This is a genomic window from Clostridium sp. 29_15 (assembly GCF_001916075.1).
In the GTDB taxonomy this organism is placed as follows: domain Bacteria; phylum Bacillota; class Clostridia; order Clostridiales; family Clostridiaceae; genus Clostridium; species Clostridium lentum.
This window is the reverse complement of record NZ_MNRT01000007.1, coordinates 1-20,866: the sequence shown is the minus strand read 5'-3', so window position 1 is coordinate 20,866 and position 20,866 is coordinate 1. Positions and strand designations below refer to the sequence as shown.

At 27.9% G+C, this 20,866-nt stretch carries 21 protein-coding genes and 1 pseudogene; 4 read left to right on the top strand and 18 right to left on the bottom strand.

The genetic code is table 11. The features are described 5' to 3' along the window. Positions 1–164: 164 nt before the first annotated feature. From BHW04_RS00955 to BHW04_RS00895, 12 genes are all read right to left on the bottom strand, one after another. Positions 165–830 carry a hypothetical protein gene (locus BHW04_RS00955; protein WP_022212883.1) on the bottom strand — a complete coding sequence of 222 codons (666 nt, stop codon included), beginning with the start codon at positions 828–830 and terminating at the stop codon, positions 165–167. Between the two features lie 176 nt (positions 831–1,006). Then, positions 1,007–1,312: a PTS sugar transporter subunit IIB gene (locus tag BHW04_RS00950; RefSeq protein ID WP_302698545.1), complete on the bottom strand. Its 306-nt coding sequence runs from the start codon at positions 1,310–1,312 to the stop codon at positions 1,007–1,009. Positions 1,313–1,541: 229 nt separating this feature from the next. Further along, positions 1,542–2,336 carry a GTP pyrophosphokinase gene (locus tag BHW04_RS00940; protein WP_022212880.1) on the bottom strand — a complete coding sequence of 265 codons (795 nt, stop codon included), beginning with the start codon at positions 2,334–2,336 and terminating at the stop codon, positions 1,542–1,544. Between the two features lie 191 nt (positions 2,337–2,527). Next, on the bottom strand, positions 2,528–3,214 hold the full coding sequence (locus BHW04_RS00935; protein ID WP_022212879.1) for a metallophosphoesterase: 687 nt from the start codon (positions 3,212–3,214) through the stop codon (positions 2,528–2,530). A 17-nt stretch (positions 3,215–3,231) separates the two neighbouring features. Continuing rightward, positions 3,232–3,486 (bottom strand): EscU/YscU/HrcU family type III secretion system export apparatus switch protein, encoded by a 255-nt coding sequence (locus BHW04_RS00930; protein ID WP_022212878.1) that lies wholly within the window; start codon positions 3,484–3,486, stop codon positions 3,232–3,234. An 18-nt stretch (positions 3,487–3,504) separates the two neighbouring features. Next, positions 3,505–5,391, bottom strand: a complete 1,887-nt coding sequence (locus BHW04_RS00925) for a hypothetical protein (protein ID WP_022212877.1) — start codon at positions 5,389–5,391, stop codon at positions 3,505–3,507. Positions 5,392–5,610: 219 nt separating this feature from the next. Next, positions 5,611–6,831, bottom strand: coding sequence for a tyrosine--tRNA ligase (gene tyrS, locus BHW04_RS00920; RefSeq protein ID WP_022212876.1), 1,221 nt, complete (start codon positions 6,829–6,831; stop codon positions 5,611–5,613). Between the two features lie 115 nt (positions 6,832–6,946). Then, a complete protein-coding gene (locus BHW04_RS00915; RefSeq protein ID WP_022212875.1) occupies positions 6,947–7,360 on the bottom strand; it encodes a hypothetical protein in 414 nt (137 codons plus the stop codon). A 337-nt stretch (positions 7,361–7,697) separates the two neighbouring features. Then, entirely contained in the window at positions 7,698–8,528 is an 831-nt protein-coding gene (locus tag BHW04_RS00910) for a sensor domain-containing diguanylate cyclase (protein WP_441294410.1), read from the bottom strand. A 14-nt stretch (positions 8,529–8,542) separates the two neighbouring features. Next, complete coding sequence (locus BHW04_RS00905) at positions 8,543–8,710, bottom strand: hypothetical protein (RefSeq protein WP_302698541.1); 168 nt, start codon at positions 8,708–8,710, stop codon at positions 8,543–8,545. Between the two features lie 174 nt (positions 8,711–8,884). Next, positions 8,885–10,006: a Ger(x)C family spore germination protein gene (locus BHW04_RS00900; RefSeq protein WP_186834453.1), complete on the bottom strand. Its 1,122-nt coding sequence runs from the start codon at positions 10,004–10,006 to the stop codon at positions 8,885–8,887. After that, positions 9,990–11,420 carry a spore germination protein gene (locus BHW04_RS00895; RefSeq protein ID WP_022212872.1) on the bottom strand — a complete coding sequence of 477 codons (1,431 nt, stop codon included), beginning with the start codon at positions 11,418–11,420 and terminating at the stop codon, positions 9,990–9,992. The genes BHW04_RS00900 and BHW04_RS00895 overlap by 17 nt, the downstream gene beginning before the upstream one ends. A 98-nt stretch (positions 11,421–11,518) precedes the next feature. Here BHW04_RS00895 and BHW04_RS00890 point away from each other — a divergent pair, with 98 nt between their 5' ends. From BHW04_RS00890 to trpS, 3 genes are all read left to right on the top strand, one after another. Then, positions 11,519–12,601 (top strand): endospore germination permease, encoded by a 1,083-nt coding sequence (locus BHW04_RS00890; RefSeq protein ID WP_302698539.1) that lies wholly within the window; start codon positions 11,519–11,521, stop codon positions 12,599–12,601. A 167-nt stretch (positions 12,602–12,768) separates the two neighbouring features. Then, positions 12,769–12,936: a zinc-ribbon domain-containing protein gene (locus BHW04_RS00885; RefSeq protein WP_022212870.1), complete on the top strand. Its 168-nt coding sequence runs from the start codon at positions 12,769–12,771 to the stop codon at positions 12,934–12,936. 121 nt (positions 12,937–13,057) lie between these two features. Continuing rightward, the gene (gene trpS / locus BHW04_RS00880; protein ID WP_186834451.1) at positions 13,058–14,065 is read left to right on the top strand and encodes a tryptophan--tRNA ligase; all 1,008 of its coding nucleotides are present in this window, start codon (positions 13,058–13,060) and stop codon (positions 14,063–14,065) included. A gap of 82 nt (positions 14,066–14,147) precedes the next feature. On the opposite strand, the gene BHW04_RS00875 is transcribed toward trpS, so the two are convergent. Further along, entirely contained in the window at positions 14,148–15,074 is a 927-nt protein-coding gene (locus tag BHW04_RS00875; RefSeq protein WP_186834450.1) for a glycosyltransferase family 2 protein, read from the bottom strand. A gap of 135 nt (positions 15,075–15,209) precedes the next feature. Further along, positions 15,210–16,082 (bottom strand): UTP--glucose-1-phosphate uridylyltransferase GalU, encoded by an 873-nt coding sequence (galU, locus tag BHW04_RS00870; protein WP_022212867.1) that lies wholly within the window; start codon positions 16,080–16,082, stop codon positions 15,210–15,212. Between the two features lie 235 nt (positions 16,083–16,317). On the opposite strand from galU, the gene BHW04_RS00865 reads away from it, so the two are divergent. After that, the gene (locus tag BHW04_RS00865; protein ID WP_302698538.1) at positions 16,318–17,592 is read left to right on the top strand and encodes a glycosyltransferase family 39 protein; all 1,275 of its coding nucleotides are present in this window, start codon (positions 16,318–16,320) and stop codon (positions 17,590–17,592) included. Positions 17,593–17,602: 10 nt separating this feature from the next. On the opposite strand, the gene BHW04_RS12205 is transcribed toward BHW04_RS00865, so the two are convergent. The 4 genes and pseudogenes from BHW04_RS12205 to BHW04_RS00845 all read right to left on the bottom strand — a co-directional run. Then, positions 17,603–19,114 (bottom strand): glucosaminidase domain-containing protein, encoded by a 1,512-nt coding sequence (locus BHW04_RS12205; RefSeq protein ID WP_368072949.1) that lies wholly within the window; start codon positions 19,112–19,114, stop codon positions 17,603–17,605. Between the two features lie 12 nt (positions 19,115–19,126). Then, a pseudogene (locus tag BHW04_RS12200) lies at positions 19,127–19,282 on the bottom strand (YebC/PmpR family DNA-binding transcriptional regulator); the annotation flags it as partial. Between the two features lie 34 nt (positions 19,283–19,316). Continuing rightward, positions 19,317–20,645 carry a hemolysin family protein gene (locus BHW04_RS00850; RefSeq protein ID WP_302698537.1) on the bottom strand — a complete coding sequence of 443 codons (1,329 nt, stop codon included), beginning with the start codon at positions 20,643–20,645 and terminating at the stop codon, positions 19,317–19,319. 83 nt (positions 20,646–20,728) lie between these two features. Further along, positions 20,729–20,866, bottom strand: a 138-nt coding sequence (locus tag BHW04_RS00845) for a type II toxin-antitoxin system PemK/MazF family toxin (RefSeq protein ID WP_302698547.1), incomplete at its 5' end; no start/stop codon positions are given.

The window sequence follows — 20,866 nt, the reverse complement described above, 5'->3', positions numbered from 1 at the left end:
CACATTCTTTTTGAAGTTTTTCATAACGATATTATATGCAAAAAAGGGAATTCAAATACGAATTCCCTTTTTTCAAATATTATTTTGATACAGCCCCTTAATTGATTTTTTAAATATTATTCTAACTCCATTAATGAATTTATTCCAAAATTCATAATTCAATATTAACTAATGTTTTCATTAGAAAACTCATAATCAATATATTCTTCATTAATATTTTGTATTTCCTTTAATATATTAATCCAATATGCATGTTTTATTATCTTATCAGCTCTAGAATCTTCGTCTAAATTTGAGCAATTTTCATTATAAAAACTTATGTAATATTCATTTAATTTTTCTGCCATTTCTTTTAGCACACTAACTTCCTCTAACTTATCATCATTAATTTTCATACTTTCAGTTTTTTCACTTAAATTGCTTTTAATATAACTATAAATAACCTCTTCTATTTGCCAATATATGCCATTAATATTTTTATTTTCAATGGATACATTTTTATTGCTGGTTTTTATATTAGGGTTATCTCTATATTCTAAGTAGTATTCCAATAGATCTATTTCAGCATTAGCAATAGCTGAATAATTTTTATACAGTTTTAATAGTTCCTCATTACTAATATTCCTAGCCTTAATACATTTATCTAAAATACTAAGCACACTTTCATTTTTTATCCTTATCTCTTCAATATTTCCATAACAAGTCAATTCAATGGTTCTTTTATATCTTTTGTTTACTATAACTTGATAGCAATTTAGGAAAAAGCTTATAAATAAAATAGTCAATATTGCTATAAAACATTTATCCTTTTTAGTTATCTTATCTTTCATAGTACACCCCCATCAATATTATATCATAAATATTTAATGCTAGGTCCCAATAGAAAAAACTACATAAATAATCATTCTCATCAGTGCTCTTATTTTGACATCAACATGAGAATAAACTTTTTATATTAATCAATATGAATACTTATTATCATGTTAATGTCTTATGAATACTTCATTTACTTTATTTCCTTCATAACCATATTAAGAAGATTCATCTCTGATCTTGACCCATAAATATCTTTATCTACTAATATGCATGGTACTCCTCTATCATTGGATATCTTACTCAAATAATCATACTTGTGCATTACTTGTGGTGCTATAACTGCTAGATTGCATCCCTTTTCTATTTCCTTTTCAAACTCACGTATACCTACAGCAAGAATATCCATATCAATATCTTCTTTCTTAGCTTGTTTCTTTAATGAACTAATAACTATAGCACTAGCTAAACCTTGAACACAAACAAATAATACCTTCATTCTAAACTCCTCCTTAAACTTTTTCTGAAAACATTTACTGACATAAAAAAAATATATAGAAATAATAAACTACGTAATATGTAGTTTATTATTTTCTTCATCTACTTCTTTATATATAATCTTATATAATTTAATCATTCTTTCTACCAAAGTAATTACTTCCATTGTAATCATAAAATGATCCTGTGCATGATTATATTTTTATTGTATTTTATTTATTATCAATATTTTAGTTGTCTTTATACCTTTCCAAATCTTTTTTCGTTATATCAAGAAGATTATTTAATTCCCAAACTTCTCCCTCTTCTATAAGCCTATTTAAAAGAACTTCATACCTAGTAGCTTCAGCAACCTTACCTAAGGATATTAATGTTAAAATATTATTCATAATAGACGAAATAATATCTGATTTAACTTCAAATAATTTTTGTGCATCTTTTATTTCATCCTTTATCTCAAGCATTTGTTGGTCTAATTCAAAGGCTGCATCAGCAGCTTTCTTAAGCTTAACCTTTATTTCCTCTGGTATATGCTGCTTATATTTATAATTTAATGAATGTTCTGCCGTTGCCCAAAAGTTCATTGCTAATGTCCTTATTTGAAATTCAGCCAATATATCCTTTGCCCCATCAACCATATTAACTGTATACTTAATAATTACATGATAACTTCTATATCCACTTGACTTAACATTACTTACATAATCCTTTTCGTAAAGTATTTGCATATCTTTTCTTACTCTTAAAAGCTCCACCACTTTATCTATATCATCAACAAACTGGCACATAATTCTTATACCAGCTATATCCTCCATCTCTTGTTCCAGCCTATCTAAAGGAATTTCAAACTTATTAGCCTTTTCTAATATACTTGATACTTCCTTAACTCTTCCTGTTACAAATTCAATTGGTGAATATTCATTTCTTCTTCTATACTCTTTTCTTATGCTTCTTAACTTCACCTTTAATTCATCAACAGCTTGTTCATAAGCCATTAAAAAATTCTTCCAATTTTGAATAGCCATTCTTTTTATCACCCTTATTTATCGTTTACTATAAAATAAAAACTTTTGTAAATTTCATGTTACTTCATTACTATTATAACAAAATTTCACTATCTTTGTTTAAAAATTGTTTTTTAAAATAATTTCTTATTCTCTATTTAAAATAAAAATACCTCAAAATAACCTATTTTATTTTGAGATATCCCCATTACTTATAAAATTCTTACTGGATTAAAATCAATAAAATCACAAGAAGTCATAATATATTCTATCTCATTTATTATTCCAGTTTTTGCTTTAAATCTTCCTAATCCATGTAAATGTCCATAAATAACTTTTTCTACATTATATTCTTTAAAAATCTTCATAAATTCTGACTCTTCATAACCTTCATTAAATGGCGGATAATGAATCATAACAATTATTTTAGAATATCCTAATTTCTTTGCACTTTCTAAAGATAACCTTAATCTTATGGCTTCCCTAGCATATATTTTTGCATCTTTTTCTGTAAATTTCTCACTATCAGGCGATACCCATCCACGAGTTCCACAAATAGCATAATCATTATATGTATAAAAATTATTTTGAATAAACTTCATATTTTCATACATTGCATTTAACTTGCTTATGCTGCTCCACCAATAATCATGATTTCCTTTAGAAATTATCTTTTTTCCTGGAAGACTATCTATCCAGTCTAAATCAACCTTGCTATCTTCCGCTTTCATAGACCATGATATATCGCCTGCTATAAGTACAGTGTCTTCATCTGTAATCCTACTAATCCAATTTTCCTTTATCTTTTCGTCATGATTAAGCCATCTTTCTCCAAAGATATCCATAGGCTTATCAACATTTAAAGCTAAATGTAAGTCTGATATCGCATATAATGCCATCTTTTAACTTCAACCTCCTATAAAGAGCTATCTAATTCAGTAATATAAGCAATTATATGAGCTACAGCCTCATAAACTTCTGTTGGTATAGCATCTCCTACATCAACATTGCATAATAAATCTGTCAGTTCCTTATTAAAAACCACTGGAACTTCACTATCTTCTGCTTTTTCTAATATTTTATCTGCTATAATTCCCATTCCTACTGCAGTAACTATTGGTGCATTAGCTCCATCATAGTTTAAAGCTACAGCTTTCTTTCTATTTTGCACTATATTCCACCTACTATCTTATACTGTAATATCCACTGCCGCAATATTATTATCATTAAAAAATTCTCTACAAGACGATAGTTGAAGTTCTTCTGTCCTTTCAACAATTTCTATTTTAGTACTGAATCCTGATGATTCAACTATTTCTTTTAACTTCTCCTTTGAAATAACAAATAAATTCATAACACTTTTATCACATTTTAATTGCAAATCAATGTTCCTATTTTTTACATTTAAAAGAGCATCAACTGTGCCAAGCTTTACTGTTTTAACTGATATAGCCACCTTGAAATTACTGCTATCTATAGATTTTCCTTCTTTCCTATCATCCTTAATAATAAGCTTACATGGATATTCATTTTCCTTAAAATTTATTGGTACATCTAAGCAATAATATTGATCATTAATTTTATTGAATAACTTTAAATCATTTATACTATTTTTCATTATATTTAAAATTTGCGAAGAATTTTCGTCACTTTCTTTTAAATTAGAAATTATATTTCTTATGACCTCTTTAGCTCCTTCAGATTTTTCTGTAATATTTTTAGATAAATCCTTACTTATATTAAATATATTTTCTCTTATATCATTGGATTTTAACTCTTTTTCTTCACCTTTTTGTCTACTTTCTACACTATTAAATAAATTTTTTATAAAATTTATTTCTTTATCTTTAATTTCATCTTTATTAATTATAACTTCCAATAACTTTGCTTCAGCATCATTTAATCTTACTTCTTTTCCTGTATGTTTTAATATACTTTCCCTTAAAACTTCTTTATTAATATTAAGTTCAGACTTATTCTCATTAACCATGGACTTATTTTCATTTTTTAGTACTTTAATGATTTCTTTAACATCATCTTCCATAAAAAAATCACTTTTTGCACCATCATTAATTATATTATCCTTTGAACTTTCTTTTATTAATGTTGCTTGAATCGTTTTTCCTGTTGAGCTTTTTGATAATATGCTACTATTATTAATATTATTATCTGTAATATCTTTAATATCTTTTATATCATTAATATTCTTAATATCTTTAATATCTTTAATATCTTTGATATCATTAATATCATTAATATTCTTAATATCTTTAACTTCTTTCATATCATTAATGTCATTATTGCTATTATTCTTATAATCAATAACATCTTTTGAATATTCTTGCTTTAATGTTTTTTCTAAAATTTCTCTATTTAAAGTATTATCTTCAATTGCTATAGCATTACCTAATTTTTCATTAACCTCATTAATTACTTTTTCCATAGCATTTTCATTATTAAATAACTTATTAAAACTCTCTAAATTTTCTTTAGTAAATTCAATGTCATTTTCTAAGAATAGAAGTACTTCTTGTAAATTAGTCTTAGAAAAAGCTTCAAAGAATTCATAAAGCTTTTGTGATACATAAACTCCTTCTTTACTATTTGCTGCAATATCCCTACTATTTAAATAAGAATTTATAAAATTTTTTATTTCTACTGGATTATTATTCATCTTATCACTAAATTCCATTATGCTCTTTACAGTAGTAATATTTTCCCTAGTAAGAGGTATATTGTATTTCACCATAGCCTTAAGCATATTGTAATCTTCCTTCTTTAAACCTTCTTTCAAGATAAAGTTCATTATCTCATCAATACTTTCCTTGGCAATTTCTTCATTTATTACTTCCGTATTATTAGCAGTTAGCTTAAGAAACAACATATTATCTTTTAATTCTGCTACTTCAAAATTTAATAAGCCACCTTTTAAATCCACTTCACCTTGCAGTTCAGCTTCTATCTCCATTCCATTAGTTAATTTTATGGTAACCTTATTACTTTGGGAATCCTCCTTAATAACTCTTCCTTTTAAAGTATCTCCTTGATTAAATTCATAGCCTCCTCTAAAGCTCACCTTTTCTGTTGTTATATATTTTCCATAAGTAAATGTTGATATATTATTAATTTTTCACCCCTCCATTCATTATGGCTTAGCTAACCATATTTAAGTATCTAATTTAGTTATCGTAAAAAATATTATCTTCTAAACTTCTTATTTATATATTAAGTGAAATAATCCAACTATATAAAATAAAGGAGATAGATAAAATTTCTATCTCCTTTATTTATTGAATTATTGTACTTCTATTTTAGTGTAATTCTTCTTTCCTCTTTTAATTAAAGCAGATCCATCTTGAATATCTTCTTCTGTAAATATTCTTGCTACTTCTGTAACTTTTTCTCCATTTAATGAAAGACCACCTTGTTGGATTAATCTTCTTCCTTCAGCTTTTGATGGAACTATTTTAGTTTCAGCTATAATATCAAGAACTGTTTTACCAAAGCTTTCAGCACTTATAGTAACTGTTGGTACATTGCTCATATCTACTCCACCAGCAAATAATGCTTCTGCTGCTGATTTAGCTTTTGTTGCTTCTTCTTCTCCATGAACAAGTTTAGTTACTTCATAAGCAAGTACTGTCTTGGCTTTATTTATTTCAGAACCTTCTAAAGCACTTAATCTTCTTACTTCCTCCATTGGTAAGAATGTTAATAATGATAGGCATTTTTCAACATCTGCATCATCAACATTTCTCCAATATTGGAAGAATTCAAATGGAGATGTTTTTGCTGGATCTAACCATAAAGCTCCACCAACTGTTTTACCCATTTTTTGTCCTTGGCTATTTGTTAAAAGTGTACAAGTCATTGCCATAGATTGACCTTGAGCTTTTCTTCTAACAAGTTCAACACCAGCAATCATATTCGACCATTGATCATCTCCACCAAGTTCCATCTTACAGTTATATTTTTGATTTAATACATAGAAGTCATATCCTTGCATTAACATATAGTTAAATTCTAAGAATGAAAGTCCCTTTTCAAGTCTTTGCTTAAAGCATTCTGCACTTAACATTCTATTTACTGAGAAGTGTACTCCCACATCTCTTAAGAAATCTACATAATTTAAGTTTAATAACCAATCAGCATTGTTTACTAATATAGCCTTATCATCTGAAAAATCTATAAATCTTTCCATTTGCTTCTTAATGCATGAAACATTATGTTCAATTTGCTCTTTTGTAAGCATAGATCTCATATCTGTTTTTCCTGATGGATCTCCTACCATGGCAGTTCCACCACCAAGTAATGCTATTGGTCTATGACCTGCCTTTTGCATATGAGCCATAAACATCATTGCTATAAAGTGTCCAACATGTAAACTATCAGCTGTTGGATCAAAACCTATATAAAAAGTTATTTTTTCCTTTTCTAATAACTCTCTTGTCTCATCTTCATGTGTGAATTGCTTTATGTATCCACGTTCTAATAATTCATCTAAAACATTAGCCATCTTAACTTTACCTCCTACGTAAATCACTATATACAGTATATCTTATAACAACGTTTTTTATCAAGAAAATGTTATTTTAAAAAATGAAAGAGATCATTACTGACCTCTTTCATTTTTATGCTACATATTGTTTTATTCCTTCAGGCACCTCTTCACTGCCATTAATATTTATATTAATATATACATTTATTCCAAATCTATCAGTTAAATTGGCTATTCTTTTTATTAATTTGGCTGATTCTTTCATTGTACAATTGATTATATTAAATAACCCATCTACATATATATTTTCTATATCATAATTTGATGAGATTATACCACAAATCATGCCATAAAAATCATTACAATCTCTTACTTCATACTCCATCGTGTCAACAAATCTTATTGATCTATTTAGCTGTAACATTGGTCTTGAATCATCATCAATGTAAACTGAATCTCCCTTAGCTTCTAATTGTTGGTGGTTAGCTAATTCTATTAACCTTTTAGTCTTTCCAGAACCTCTCCTTGCACAAAAAACTTGTATCATTGGAACCACTCCTTATTTCTATGATTATTTATTAATGATGATTAAATCATCATTATAATTAACATTTAACAATATTAAAGCACTTACCTTACTTAAAATTATTATTCTCAATTTACTTTGCATTATTCACTAATTAATTCTATATATAAATGAAAAAATCGCCCATATTTATAACAACATTTTCTTCAGCTCTCTATAAATTTATACCTTCCTGTACTATATAATATTCAAAACATACTGAAAATGTTCCAACTATTTTTAAGTTTTTATGAAAATAAAATAACAATGCTGCATATCTATAATCACATTACTCTATAATAGACATGCAACAATTATATTAATGTATAATAACTCTATTCTTTCCAATACTTTTTGATTTATATAAAAGCCTATCTGCTTCCTTGATAACATCATCAATGTGATCTTCTGACTTGCTAAAACTTACACCAAAGCTCGCAGTTACCTTAATTATATCCTCTTCTATTATAATGCTATTATTAGCTATTTTTCTCCTTATATCATCAATCATATTATATATCTCTTCCTCATTTACCTGCTCATTATCAATATATAGTATGATTTCTTCTCCTCCATATCTTGCAGCAATATCTCTTTCCCTAATGTTATCCATAATTATCTGTGAAATATTTTTAATAACAATATCACCTACAGGATGTCCATATTCATCATTTATACTCTTAAAATTATCAATATCAATCATAACAATTGCATAATATTTTCTATCTCTACTACTCTTAGCTACTCTATTATAAAAATAATCTCTATTGTATAAACCTGTAAGATAATCAATTTTTGCTGCTAATTTTAATTTTCTATATAACTCTGCATTTTTAATAGCTACAGCTATCAAATTAGCCATTTTCTTAATATATTCTTGGTATTTATAACTAAAATATCCCTTTTCCGAATGTTCTAAAAATATATATCCAATAATCCTATCCCCTAATATTAAAGGAATCAGCATTATTGACTTAGAATTAGTGATATTATTCTTACTATTTTCATATTCCATATTAAAAATTGATACATCAATATAGTCATATAGGTAAATATACTTTTCTTCTAATACCTTCATACTAAACTTATTATTTGATACTTTAGCTACATATTTATCATTTTCTATTAAATATATGGTGCTATAATCAATTTTTAGTGCGGATATTATAATATATTTACTTCTTTAAAAAAATCCGATTTGCTTACAATACTATTTATATAAAATTCAACTTCAACTATATTCTCTAATATTTTAACTTTTTTATCCATTTCATCCTTATATAGCTTAAATTTTTCATTTATATCATCATATGCCTTAATAGTATTATTCATTTTAAACCTCTCAATAATTAACATAAAAAAATTAAAAGCTACATTAAAAAATATAGATAATATAATAGTAATATTATCTATATTTTAATTTAACTTAATATAATTTTACCCTTTCTTAGTAAAAATATCAAGTTTTTTACTTTTTATTTTATTTTTCATCTTTTTCTTTAATATTTATAAAGCATTTTTTGATAATCCAGTTCCATTTATGTTTACTTTTGTATTTACCTCAAAATCACAAATACTTAAAGGGTCATCAATAGATTCTTTTCCATAATAAATTTCCTTCATTCTATAAACATTAAATATATCTATGCCCTTTTCTTTATACTTATTAAACAATTGAGTTATATAACTATTAATATATTCTTCTTCATTAACTTTTATATAATTTATAAATTCACTATCTACAATAGCCTCTCCTTGAATATCTGAAATTTCCAAATCAACCTCAATATTTTTTACCAAAGTAAATTTATTATTATCAAATCTCAACATACTATCTTCAGAACTTGATAAAACATCTAAACTTATAAAATCAGTGTCCGTATTAGGATTACCAATTTCAAATGTACCTTCATAGACACTTCCCATCATAAGTTCATATAATAATGTATCTTCCTGATCCAACCTTTCAACAAGTACATTGTCTTTTAATATACCAGAACCATTTATTTGAACTTTTTGGTCTAAAACATCCTTCTTTAAATTTACTGCTGGAAGTAACAATGTATTATCTCCCATAAGTCTATTGCTTAAATAATAATTTACATTAGCTTGAAGTGAAAGACTATTAAATGGTTTTTTATTCATTATATCATTTAAATACATACCTAAGAATTCATCATCACCAGACGTAGCTTTAAGCAATTCTTCAACATCTCCATAATAAATAAATGCACTAGGCTTTATTTGCATTTCACCATAATTATTTATTAAATCTAAATATTTTTTAATTCCTACTTTAGCTGCCTTCTCTGTAAATATATATGCTTTTACTTGACTATAATTTAGCTTAGCACTGGAGAAATTATCAATTTTCTCTAAAGCATCTTCTGTAGTTTTTCCTACACCTTTAAAAATAAGCCTTCTACCTTTATCAGAACTTTCATTAGTACTTCTATAAGGCTTAATACAATCTAGATATACTATCACCTGACTCAAATCATCTGTATCAAAAATCATACTTGTTGCAAAAGTTACCTTGTTTATATCCCTATAATTAAAACAACCTGTTAAAGTTAATGGAATAAGTAAGATGATAAGTATTTTGAATATTTTATTTCTTTTTGCCATCTTTATCACATCCTACTCCAATTATTTTTCTTGATATCCTATTTAAACTTCCTCTAAACAATATATCTTTGAATCTATATTCACTTAAGCTTCCTAATGGGAATAGGAATGGATATCCTACAGAATCTAACTCACATATCTGAGTCATAAAAATAAGCGAAGCTGAAAGGAATCCTGGAAGTCCAAGCAATGCTGAAAAACAAACAATAACTATTGACCAAAATGATACTGCTCCATAAAGTTTTGGTATTAGAAAATAACATAATGTGCTTATAGCTACTACAATTATGGTAATTCTTGATGCTACTCCAGCACCAACTGCTGCATCTCCTAAAATTAATGCTGATACAATGCTCATAGCACTTCCAATGGCCTTTGGCAATCTTATTCCTGCTTCTTTTATAAATTGAAAAGCAAGCATCATTATTATTACTTCAACAAAAGTTGGTAAAGGAACTCCAGCCCTTGATACAGCAAGCCTAAATATAAATAATGTAGGTATCATAGAGAAATGATGAGTTATTACTGCTACATATAATCCTGGTAGGAATGAAGCTATAAAAAAGGCAATCCATCTTAATACCCTATTAAAATTAGTAAAATATTTATTTACATAATAATCATCTGGCATTTGAAAATTTTCCATAAAAAAATAAGGTACAGTTATTACAAATGATGTGCCATCAACAATAATGGCTACCCTTCCTTCTAAGATTTTTGCACAAACTTCATCAGGTTTTTCTGTATATCCTACTGTATCAAAAAATGAATTTTCTTTCTTTAAGTTACATTCAATATAATTAGAATCTAGTACAAATCTTAAATCTAAACTTTTAACTTTTTTTCTTATATCCTCTAGTACATTTTCATCTACAATTCCTTTTATATATGTTATGGCTACAGCTGTTTGAGATTTTTCTCCAACATATACAGCTTCAAATTTCAAATCTGGATTTTTAAGCCTTCTTCTTATCAAAGCAACATTATCTACTATGAGCTCATTAAATCCCTCTCTTGGTCCCTTCAATACAGATTCAGTATCAGGTATTCCAATTCCCCTTCTTACCATGTTCTTTACTTCACTGTATATTATCTCTTCATAATCATTTAATACTAATATTACATCTCCGCTTAAAACATGAAATATTGCATCATCTACATCCTTGGCTATACCAGTCATATTCATATCTAAAACTTTATCTATTAAATCTTTTGGAGTACTAATACCTTCTTCTCCCTTAAGTTCTCCAAAACCTCTAAGAGGAAGTATCATATACTCCATCATCCATTGACTATTACATAAATCATCAATAAATACCACTGTCCCATTTCCAAGTATAGTAGATAACTCTCTAAACTTAACATCAAAGCAGTCTTTAAACCTTTCCTTTAAATAATCGATATTTTTATTCATAATTCATCACCTAAGAATATTATTCCTCCCATAGTGTTTAATATTCATTTTTTTGAGAATACTATTTTAGAATACTAAAATATATACGAGGTGGAGAGATGAATGAAAATAAAATATCAACAAAACACTATATAATTTTTATATATGCAGTAACCTTTGTAAGTCTTAAAATTTACTGTTCACAATTTATTACCATAGGGGAAAGAGATACTTGGATATGCTTAATTGCAGCATTTATATTATTAATTGGCATTGCTACTTATCTATTAGATATAATAGCAAGAAAAGGAAACTACAATATAAATAATATTTTCACCATCGGTCTATCTAAAACTATGGGAAATATTCTACTTTTCTTATTTGCTATAGGATTATTTTTATCTTCATTGGAAGCAGCTATGGTAGAAGCTAATTGCATTAAAACCTGCTTTTTCCTACCTACTCCTCAATGGTATATACTTTTATTTTTCCTATTACCTTCATTATTTTTAATAAGGAAGAAGGTTCGTACAATATTAATTTTCACTACGATAAATATTATTTCTTTTATAGTAAACTGTTTAATATTAAGCATATTTTCTGAGCCTTATAAAAACACTAAGTATATCCTTCCGGTTTTTACAAACAATTTAACAATAGGAAACTATTTTAATTGTATTCTACTTTTATTAGGATGCATTTCATCATTTGCTATTTCACTACCATATTTGAAGCATCTTACAAAAGCAGATAATTTAAAAAAACATAGCCTTATTGCCTTATGCACTATAGCCTTATACTCTATATATTCAATAATAGGTATTATTTCTTGCTTTGGACCATCTAGAGCCGCTAATTTATTTTATCCTGAATATACCATGAGTCAGCGCATTCAATTAGGTGGATTCATTGATTTTGGTGAATTATTTTTCTTAATGGAAGCTATAGTAGGATTATTTTTAAAATATCTTTTAAGTACATATGGAATATATATTATTTATAAAAAATATATTAAAAATGACAAAATATATATTGCTACATATTCTATAATTATTTTTATTTTAGCTTCACTTTTCTCAAAAAATAATTATATTTTATTTAATATTTTGAAATACTATAATTATAGCAATCTATTCTTCTTTATATTGATTCCATTGATAGCTTTTACAGCTTTTTCAATGAAATCTTCAAAAAAGGCATAATTATTTCCAACAAACAATTCAATTGCATTTTTGGAAATATATGTATATAATAATATTATAAATGAAATTTAGTAGGATTTTATATGATCATTAGAAAGTACCCCTTCATCTTTAAAGGGTTATGTATCAAGTGTCAATAAGCCCTATAAATTTTGAGGAGGTTAAAAATGGAAGATAAAAAAATTACTTGTAAGGACTGCGGAAAAGAATTTATTTTTACTGTAGGAGAACAAGAATTTTACAAAGAAAAAGGATTTGAAAATGATCCTGTTCGTTGCCCAGAATGCAGAAAAGCAAGAAAAACTCAAAAAATGAACAGAGATAAGAAATACTAGATAAAAGGCAGCCCTTAGGCTGCTTTTTCTATTATTTATTTAAATCGTTGACATAAATTTTTCCTACTTCTATAATTAAACTAATATGTAATTACGTAAAATATGAAAAGAGGTGTTTTTTTTGGAAAATACAACAGAAAATAAAAAAGTTATATTTAGTGGTGTTCAGCCATCAGGTAACTTAACAATCGGAAACTACTTAGGAGCTCTTAAAAATTGGGTTAAGCTACAAGATGAATATGACTGTTATTATTGTGTTGTTGATTTACATGCAATAACTGTAAAACAAGAACCTAAAGATTTAAGAAGAAGAACTCTTGAAGTTTTAGCTATATATTTAGCAGCTGGAATCGATCCAGCTAAAAATACATTATTCATTCAGTCACATGTTCCTGCCCATAGTGAAGCTTGCTGGTTATTAAATTGCTCTACTTACATGGGTGAGCTTAGCAGAATGACTCAATATAAAGATAAATCTAAAAAAATGGGAGAATCTATCGGTGTTGGTCTATTTACATATCCAGTACTTATGGCTTGTGATATTCTTTTATATAATACTGATTTAGTACCTGTAGGGCAAGATCAAAAACAACATTTAGAACTTGCAAGAACTCTAGCTTCAAGATTTAATACAACTTACAGCGATACATTTAAAGTACCAGAACCTTATATTCCAAAGACTGGTGCTAAAATAATGAGTCTTCAAGAACCAACTAAGAAAATGTCTAAATCTGATGAAAACCCTAATTCATACATCTTGATTATGGATTCACCAGACGTTATTAGAAAAAAGATTGCTAGAGCTGTTACTGATAGCATAGGTGTAATAAATTACACTGAAGAACAACCTGGTGTTAAAAATCTTATAGATATTATCTGTGCTATTGAAAATGTTACTCCAGATGAAGTTGTAGCTAGATATGTAGGAAAAGGATATGCTGATTTAAAGAAAGATACCGCAGAAGTTATCATCAATGAATTAGCTCCAATTCAAGAAAAGTTTAACGAGCTTATGAGTGATAAGAAAGCTTTAGAAGCAATTTACAAAGAAGGTGCTGAAAAAGCTAATTACGTTTCTATGAAACTTCTTAGAAAGATGCAAAAAAAGATTGGTTTAATTCCTCGTTAGAATTAAAAAATATAGGGTGTGTTAGACTGTTTAAAAACAATCTAATATACCCTATATTCACTTTATAAAAGCTAATTATTATCTAAACTTCTTCTTTTATAATATAAATAGGTCTCTTCTTAGTTTCAACATATACCTTTGCTAAATATTGCCCTACAATTCCTGTACAAAACAATTGAATTCCTCCAATAAAAAACATTGCCAATATTAACAATGATAATTCACCAACTTTTTGTGAAAAAAATAAAATCTTTATAATAAATATACAAATCATAATCATTGATACCACAATAAATAAGCTACCTGCTATTGTTGCTATACTTAAAGGTATAGTTGAAAAGGCCATAATTCCATTAATGGCATAAGTAAACAGTTTTATAAATGACCACTTACTTTCTCCTATAATCCTATTTTTATTTTCATACTCAATCCATTTAGTTTTAAACCCAACCCAACTAAACATCTCTTTGGAAAATCTATTAAATTCATTCATACCAAGCACTGCTTCAGCTACTTGCCTTGTTATCATTCTAAAATCTCTTGCACCATCTACAATATTATTTTTAGATATCCTTCTAATAATCTTATAAAATTGCCTTGCAAAACAAGAGCGTATTATAGGCTCTCCTTTCCTATTTACTCTCCTTGCTACAACAGCATCATATCTTTTAACTTTTATAAAATAAAACATCTCTTGCAATAATATTGGCGGATCTTGCAGATCTACATCCATCATAGCTATGTAATTGCCACTTGCTTTATTTAAACCAGCATATAGCGCAGCTTCTTTTCCAAAATTTCTTGAAAACGAAATATAACTACAACATTCATCTCCATCGGCTATCTTTTTAATTTCATTTAACGTATTATCACTAGATCCATCATCAATAAATATTACTTGAAATTCAACATCTTTCATACAACTATAAATTTTGCAAAATTCCTTATAAAATAAAAGTATGGCTTTTTCTTCATTATAACAAGGAACTATCACAGAAAGCTTATCCATATAACTACACTCATTTCATAATTTAATACTTTTAACATATATTGATTTTTTTAACATATACAATTTAATTATATCCTTTTTATAACAAAAAGGATATATAAAAACTTTTTATAGTCTTTATATATCCTTCTATAATTATTTATTTTCCCATGGCTTTGTTTCTAAATATTTAATAAAATCATCTCTTAACTCTTCTCTCTTAAGAGCCATTTCCACAGTTGCTTGCAAGAAACCTAATTTATCTCCTACATCATATCTTCTTCCATCAAAATTGTAAGCATACATAGCTTCATTTTCCACTAAAGTTTTTAAAGCATCTGTTAATTGAATTTCTCCACCTTTTCCTGGTTTAGTATTTTCTAATATTTCAAATATCTTAGGAGTTATTATATATCTTCCTAAAATAGCTACATTACTCGGTGCTTCTTCTATTGAAGGTTTTTCTACTAAATCTTTTACTTTGTATACTTTATCTTCAATATGTATACCATTTACTATTCCATATTTATTTACATTTTCAGGTATTACTTCTTGTACACCTAAAATTGTTGTCTTATACTCATCATAACAATCCATAAGTTGCTTTAAACATGGGACATCATTATCCACCACATCATCACCTAACATTACAGCAAATGGTTCATCCCCTACAAAAGATTTAGCACAATGTATTGCATGCCCTAATCCTTTAGGTTCCTTTTGTCTTATATAGTGAATATCCACCATATCAGAAATATTTCTAACCATTTCAAGCATTTTTATCTTACCATTCTTTTCAAGTTCTAATTCTAATTCTACAGATTTATCAAAATGATCTTCAATAGATTTTTTATTTCTTCCTGTAATTATTAATATTTCTTCTATTCCAGATGCTACAGCTTCTTCAATAATATATTGAATAGTTGGTTTATCAACTATTGGTAACATTTCCTTTGGTTGTGCCTTAGTTGCTGGCAAAAATCTTGTACCTAACCCAGCTGCTGGAATAATCGCTTTCCTTACTTTCATTACTAATACCTCTCTAACAATTAAAATATCCTATTAATTAATAATAGCATAATAAAATATTATTTCAATAATTATTCCTCATATCATCTTTACTTAATTATAATTTATAGTTATATTGTATATAGTGCATGTTTACAGTTTTCTAATATAGTCAATACTTAAAATACTTTAGAATGAAAACTATTATTTAATAATAAAATCACATATAATTAACTTATTGTGGAAGGAGCTCATTATGACTTTTTTGTCAGTTATACTTATTGCTTTTCTTATGGGTATTTCTTACTATCTATATAGAAAAAATATAATAAATAAAAATTTATTTACTATTACTTCTATTTTTATTGGAATATATTCACTTATTACCATATTAATTTATTACAATAACATTAATTCTGGATTTAAATATGGAATCTTATTTGGAGATGTGGCTGGTTCTTATTTTTGTGATGAAGAAAGATACTTTTTTGAATCTGCTTTGCTAAGTGAACATTTAAAAAATGGTGAATTATTAGATCTTTTAAAAGGTTCATTTCCAGCCTATGAATATATAACTGGTGCAGATATTCCTGGTTTTGGATACAAAAACATATTTGTAATCTTTTTAGCATTACTTAGATTTGTAGGAATTAATAGTGTAGTTGATTTAATACTTATAAAATTAATTGCATACATACCAACAAGTATATATTTATACAAGTTAGCACGAATATATTTAGATGAAAAAAAATCCTTGATAACTGTATCAATTTTTAGTTTATTACCTGGCTATATACTTACTAATACAATATTAATGAGAGATAATATTATTTTAATGCTTTTAATAATAATTCTATATTATTCATTAAAAAAGCCTCTTAATTATAAAAAATTATTATTATTTTTACTATTAATATTTCCTATTAGAGGATATTTGCCATTGATATTACCAGTAGTATTAATATTTTGTTATAAAAATGATAAAAAAATTATTACAATTAAAGATATACTTTATTTTTTAATAATTATACTAACTTTATTATTCTTCTCCAATTTTAAGTTTAATAATGGTGAGCTTATGTTCTTAGGCTTTAATGATGGTCAAATGTCTAATCTACAAATAGCATTAAAAAATTTATATGGAAGTGGAATTACCTTTGTAATTAATATATTTGTTCAAACATTTATTCATATAGTTGTTGATCCTATTTTCCCTGAGTTCTTAAAATCTGGATCATTATATCTAATACTATTTTCTTTAGGAAATATTGTAGGTACTATCTTAACAATTGTATTTGCCATAAAGCTTTTAATAAGTATATTTGTAAATAAAAATAATTCATTAACTTATTTATTTAAATTTTCAATATATTTCACATTATTATGCGGCTTACTAGTATTATGTAAGGATTCGTTTATAATCAACCGAGTTGCTTTAATGTGGCTTCCACTATACATAATAATATTATTGCTACCAATTAACTTTAAATTTTGCAAAACATTAAATAAAAAGCAGCTACATAAATCGTAGCTGCTTTTCTTTAATGTTTTATAAGTTTTATTTCAATAGCTTCCATTCTTTTACCTTGTCCAGTTGTTCCTGCAATTTGTCCTCCAGTTGTCCAATTTGTCCAACCATAGTCTTCTCCACGAACTCTATACATAACATCATAATCTGGAGCATTAACTAATTCAATAATTATTGCTTCTACTCTTCTAGATTGACCAGTTGTTCCAGACATAGTACCATTATATACCCAATCTTGACTCCACATAGTATCTGCAAGATGTGTTTTATATCTTATACTTGCACCTTCTGGTAAATCAGGAGCTATTATTTCAATTGCTTCAATTCTTCTATATTGGTTTACCGTACCTGACATTTGTCCATTATAACGCCAATCTTGCCACATAGTATCTGCAAGATGTGTTCTATATTTAATGGTAGACTCTCCCTTAACTATTCTTATTTGAATAGCTTCAATCCTTTTCCATTCATTAATAGTTCCAGCTGTTTCTCCTTCATTTACCCATCTCATCCAACCATAATCTTGAACAAGAACTCTATATTGAAGATAATATCCTTCTGGCATTCCTTCAGTAACTATTTCAATCGCTTCAATACGCTTACTTTGACCTGTTGTACCTGCAACTTGTCCATCACTAGCCCACTCTTGCCAATTATAGCCTTCACCACGAACTCTATACTTAACAGATGCACCATTATATCCTTGAAGAGAAATCCTTATAGCTTCCATTCTTAAATACTCATTTACAGTTCCAGCAACTTCATCTTCATACTTTTCTGGAAGCCACATATATTTAGCAGAATGTGCTTGATATGTTATTCCTGGCTTTTCATCTTTAGAAGAAGCATTTTTACCAGTGTTAATTAGTTTTACATTAGATGTTTTAATATATCCTCTATTATTCCAATCATAATTTTCACTAAATTCACTACCTCCACTTGAAGATAAAGGCGTAGTTCTTTCAGGATATACTTCGTAACATACATCTTGTCCAATTACATGAGTTTTTGTTGTAGTTAATACTACAGGAACTCCTACAAATGTAACATAATAATCCATCGAATTAGAAACATTATACAATAAGTTGTTATTTCTATCTACAACTTTTCCAGATGCTGAATAAATTGCTAACTGATTATAATTATAATCATTCAATGAATTAATATTATTTCCACTTAAATATTTATCTGCTGAAAAAGCATAAGATGCTGCTTTTTCTCCCCAAAATGGATCAGAAGCATATTTAACATTAGCTCCCATATACTTATTTCCAACAAATCCACCATAATATCTAAAATCTTGAGGATCACTATATCCAGAAGAAATCCAATATTTAGCAAATTCATTTATACAGTGTTCTACTGAATTAAATCTACTTGCATCATCTGGATTAGAATCTACTGCATTTAAACCAAATAAATTATTTCTATTTTGAGCATAACTAGATAATCCCCATGCTGATTCATTTATTGCAATACCTAATATAAGAAGAGCATTTACTCCATAAGTATTTTGGGCATTAATTAAATATTGCCCTATCCCTCTTAATTTACTGTTATTTGCAGGATCAGGACCACCCTCTTTTACTGCGATGGCAATCTCTCGTCCTATAATTGTGAAAATTTTTCCTTTTGCCGCATCATTTTTCTCTTTTTTATGCTTAATATTGGCAAATTTGGAATGTCCTGACATATTAGTTCCTCTTTTCTATTAAAATTTCATTAGTTTATTTTATCATTTTTTCAGGTTCCTGACAAGGCTTATCTACGGACTCTTTCGTATCTTCGAAGAGTTTTGTGACAGAAACTTTTTGGATGATCTTATTTTCAACGGTAAGCACTTTGAAGCAGTAACCGTTTGTTTCTACGACGATCCGGTCATCTTCACTTGGTATCTTATCGATCTTAGAGATCAGAAAACCGTTTAAGGTTTCATAGGTATCTTCTTCATCTACGGTAATATCTAGTGCTTTTGCCACATCTTCAAAATCAGCCATACCATTGATCAGAAAACTGCCATCCGGCTGCTTTTGTATCATATGTTCATCTTCATCATGTTCATCTAAGATATTACCGACGATCTCCTCTAAAATATCTTCCATTGCAACGATTCCGGCTGTCTGTCCATATTCGTCTACAACGATGACCATATGGTTTTTCTCCGACTGCATTTCCTTGAATAATGTATTGATATTTCTGGTTTCCGGAATAAATTCTGCTTTCCGGATCAAAAAAGAAATATCTTTGATCTGCCTGTCGTAATATTCCTGATGTGTGCAGATCTGTAATGCTTCTTTGATATGCAGCACACCAATAATATTATCGATATCATCTATGTATACAGGAAATCGTGAGTTTCGGCTTTGTATCATAAAATCCATAGCTTCGGAAAAAGTCATGCTGCCGTCTAAGGCGATGATATTTTTCCGGTGTGTCATAATATCTTTTGCTTCTTTATCGCCAAATTCAAAGATATTATGGATCATCTCAGCCTCGCTTGCTAATAACACGCCCTGCTCGTGTCCTTCATTGACCATTGAGATGATCTCTTCTTCTGTTACATCATCTAAATTTTCATTTGGATCAACACCACAGATGCGGACAAAGATATCACCCAGAAATTCGAGGACTTTAACAAACGGCAGGCTGATCATGGTCAGAAAATGCATAAGCCTGCACAATCCGATTCCCCAGCTCTCAGCCTTTTTAGCGGCTATTTTTGTCGGAGCGTAAATACCTGCCATCACAACGATCAGCCAGTAACAGACAAACATAATGATGCGGTTTACACTGTGAAAAGCAGAAATGATATAGGCTCCTGCAAAAAATGTCAGACCTGTTATAAAAAACTGGATCATATGTATGCTGCCTGCCGGTTCATCTGACAGGCGAAGCAGTAATAAAGCCTTCTGGTTTTCTTCTTTTGCCAGCTTTTCTAACGAATTTTCATTCTGATTTTCCAGAGCTGCCAGAAAACCATAAAATATGGCATGTAATACCACAAGTAACAATAATACTCCAAATCCTATATAATAAGGACTCCCACCATCTTCCATAAAAATCTCCTTTATCTTTTCTTTGTATCCTGAAATTTGTTACAAACATTTGAAATATACCATTATCCGGTGTTTTCGTCAAGTTATGTAAGCAATTCCAGACTCACTTCTAATGCCTTGTCAACTTTAAAGAGCATGTTACTGTCTAAATGACAGACTTTGTCTTTTAAGCGTGTTTTATCGATTGTCCGAAGCTGTTCAAGCAGGATCACAGAATCTTT

Excerpts from the sequence above, each read along its gene's own strand:
- BHW04_RS00955 (WP_022212883.1), bottom strand. The coding sequence starts at position 830 with ATGAAAGATAAGATAACTAAAAAGGATAAATGTTTTATAGCAATATTG.
- BHW04_RS00950 (WP_302698545.1), bottom strand. The coding sequence starts at position 1,312 with ATGAAGGTATTATTTGTTTGTGTTCAAGGTTTAGCTAGTGCTATAGTT.
- BHW04_RS00940 (WP_022212880.1), bottom strand. The coding sequence starts at position 2,336 with ATGGCTATTCAAAATTGGAAGAATTTTTTAATGGCTTATGAACAAGCT.
- BHW04_RS00935 (WP_022212879.1), bottom strand. The coding sequence starts at position 3,214 with ATGGCATTATATGCGATATCAGACTTACATTTAGCTTTAAATGTTGAT.
- tyrS (WP_022212876.1), bottom strand. The coding sequence starts at position 6,831 with ATGGCTAATGTTTTAGATGAATTATTAGAACGTGGATACATAAAGCAA.
- BHW04_RS00915 (WP_022212875.1), bottom strand. The coding sequence starts at position 7,360 with ATGATACAAGTTTTTTGTGCAAGGAGAGGTTCTGGAAAGACTAAAAGG.
- BHW04_RS00905 (WP_302698541.1), bottom strand. The coding sequence starts at position 8,710 with ATGAATAATACTATTAAGGCATATGATGATATAAATGAAAAATTTAAG.
- BHW04_RS00900 (WP_186834453.1), bottom strand. The coding sequence starts at position 10,006 with ATGGCAAAAAGAAATAAAATATTCAAAATACTTATCATCTTACTTATT.
- BHW04_RS00895 (WP_022212872.1), bottom strand. The coding sequence starts at position 11,420 with ATGAATAAAAATATCGATTATTTAAAGGAAAGGTTTAAAGACTGCTTT.
- BHW04_RS00890 (WP_302698539.1), top strand. The coding sequence starts at position 11,519 with ATGAATGAAAATAAAATATCAACAAAACACTATATAATTTTTATATAT.
- BHW04_RS00885 (WP_022212870.1), top strand. The coding sequence starts at position 12,769 with ATGGAAGATAAAAAAATTACTTGTAAGGACTGCGGAAAAGAATTTATT.
- BHW04_RS00875 (WP_186834450.1), bottom strand. The coding sequence starts at position 15,074 with ATGGATAAGCTTTCTGTGATAGTTCCTTGTTATAATGAAGAAAAAGCC.
- galU (WP_022212867.1), bottom strand. The coding sequence starts at position 16,082 with ATGAAAGTAAGGAAAGCGATTATTCCAGCAGCTGGGTTAGGTACAAGA.
- BHW04_RS00865 (WP_302698538.1), top strand. The coding sequence starts at position 16,318 with ATGACTTTTTTGTCAGTTATACTTATTGCTTTTCTTATGGGTATTTCT.
- BHW04_RS00850 (WP_302698537.1), bottom strand. The coding sequence starts at position 20,645 with ATGGAAGATGGTGGGAGTCCTTATTATATAGGATTTGGAGTATTATTG.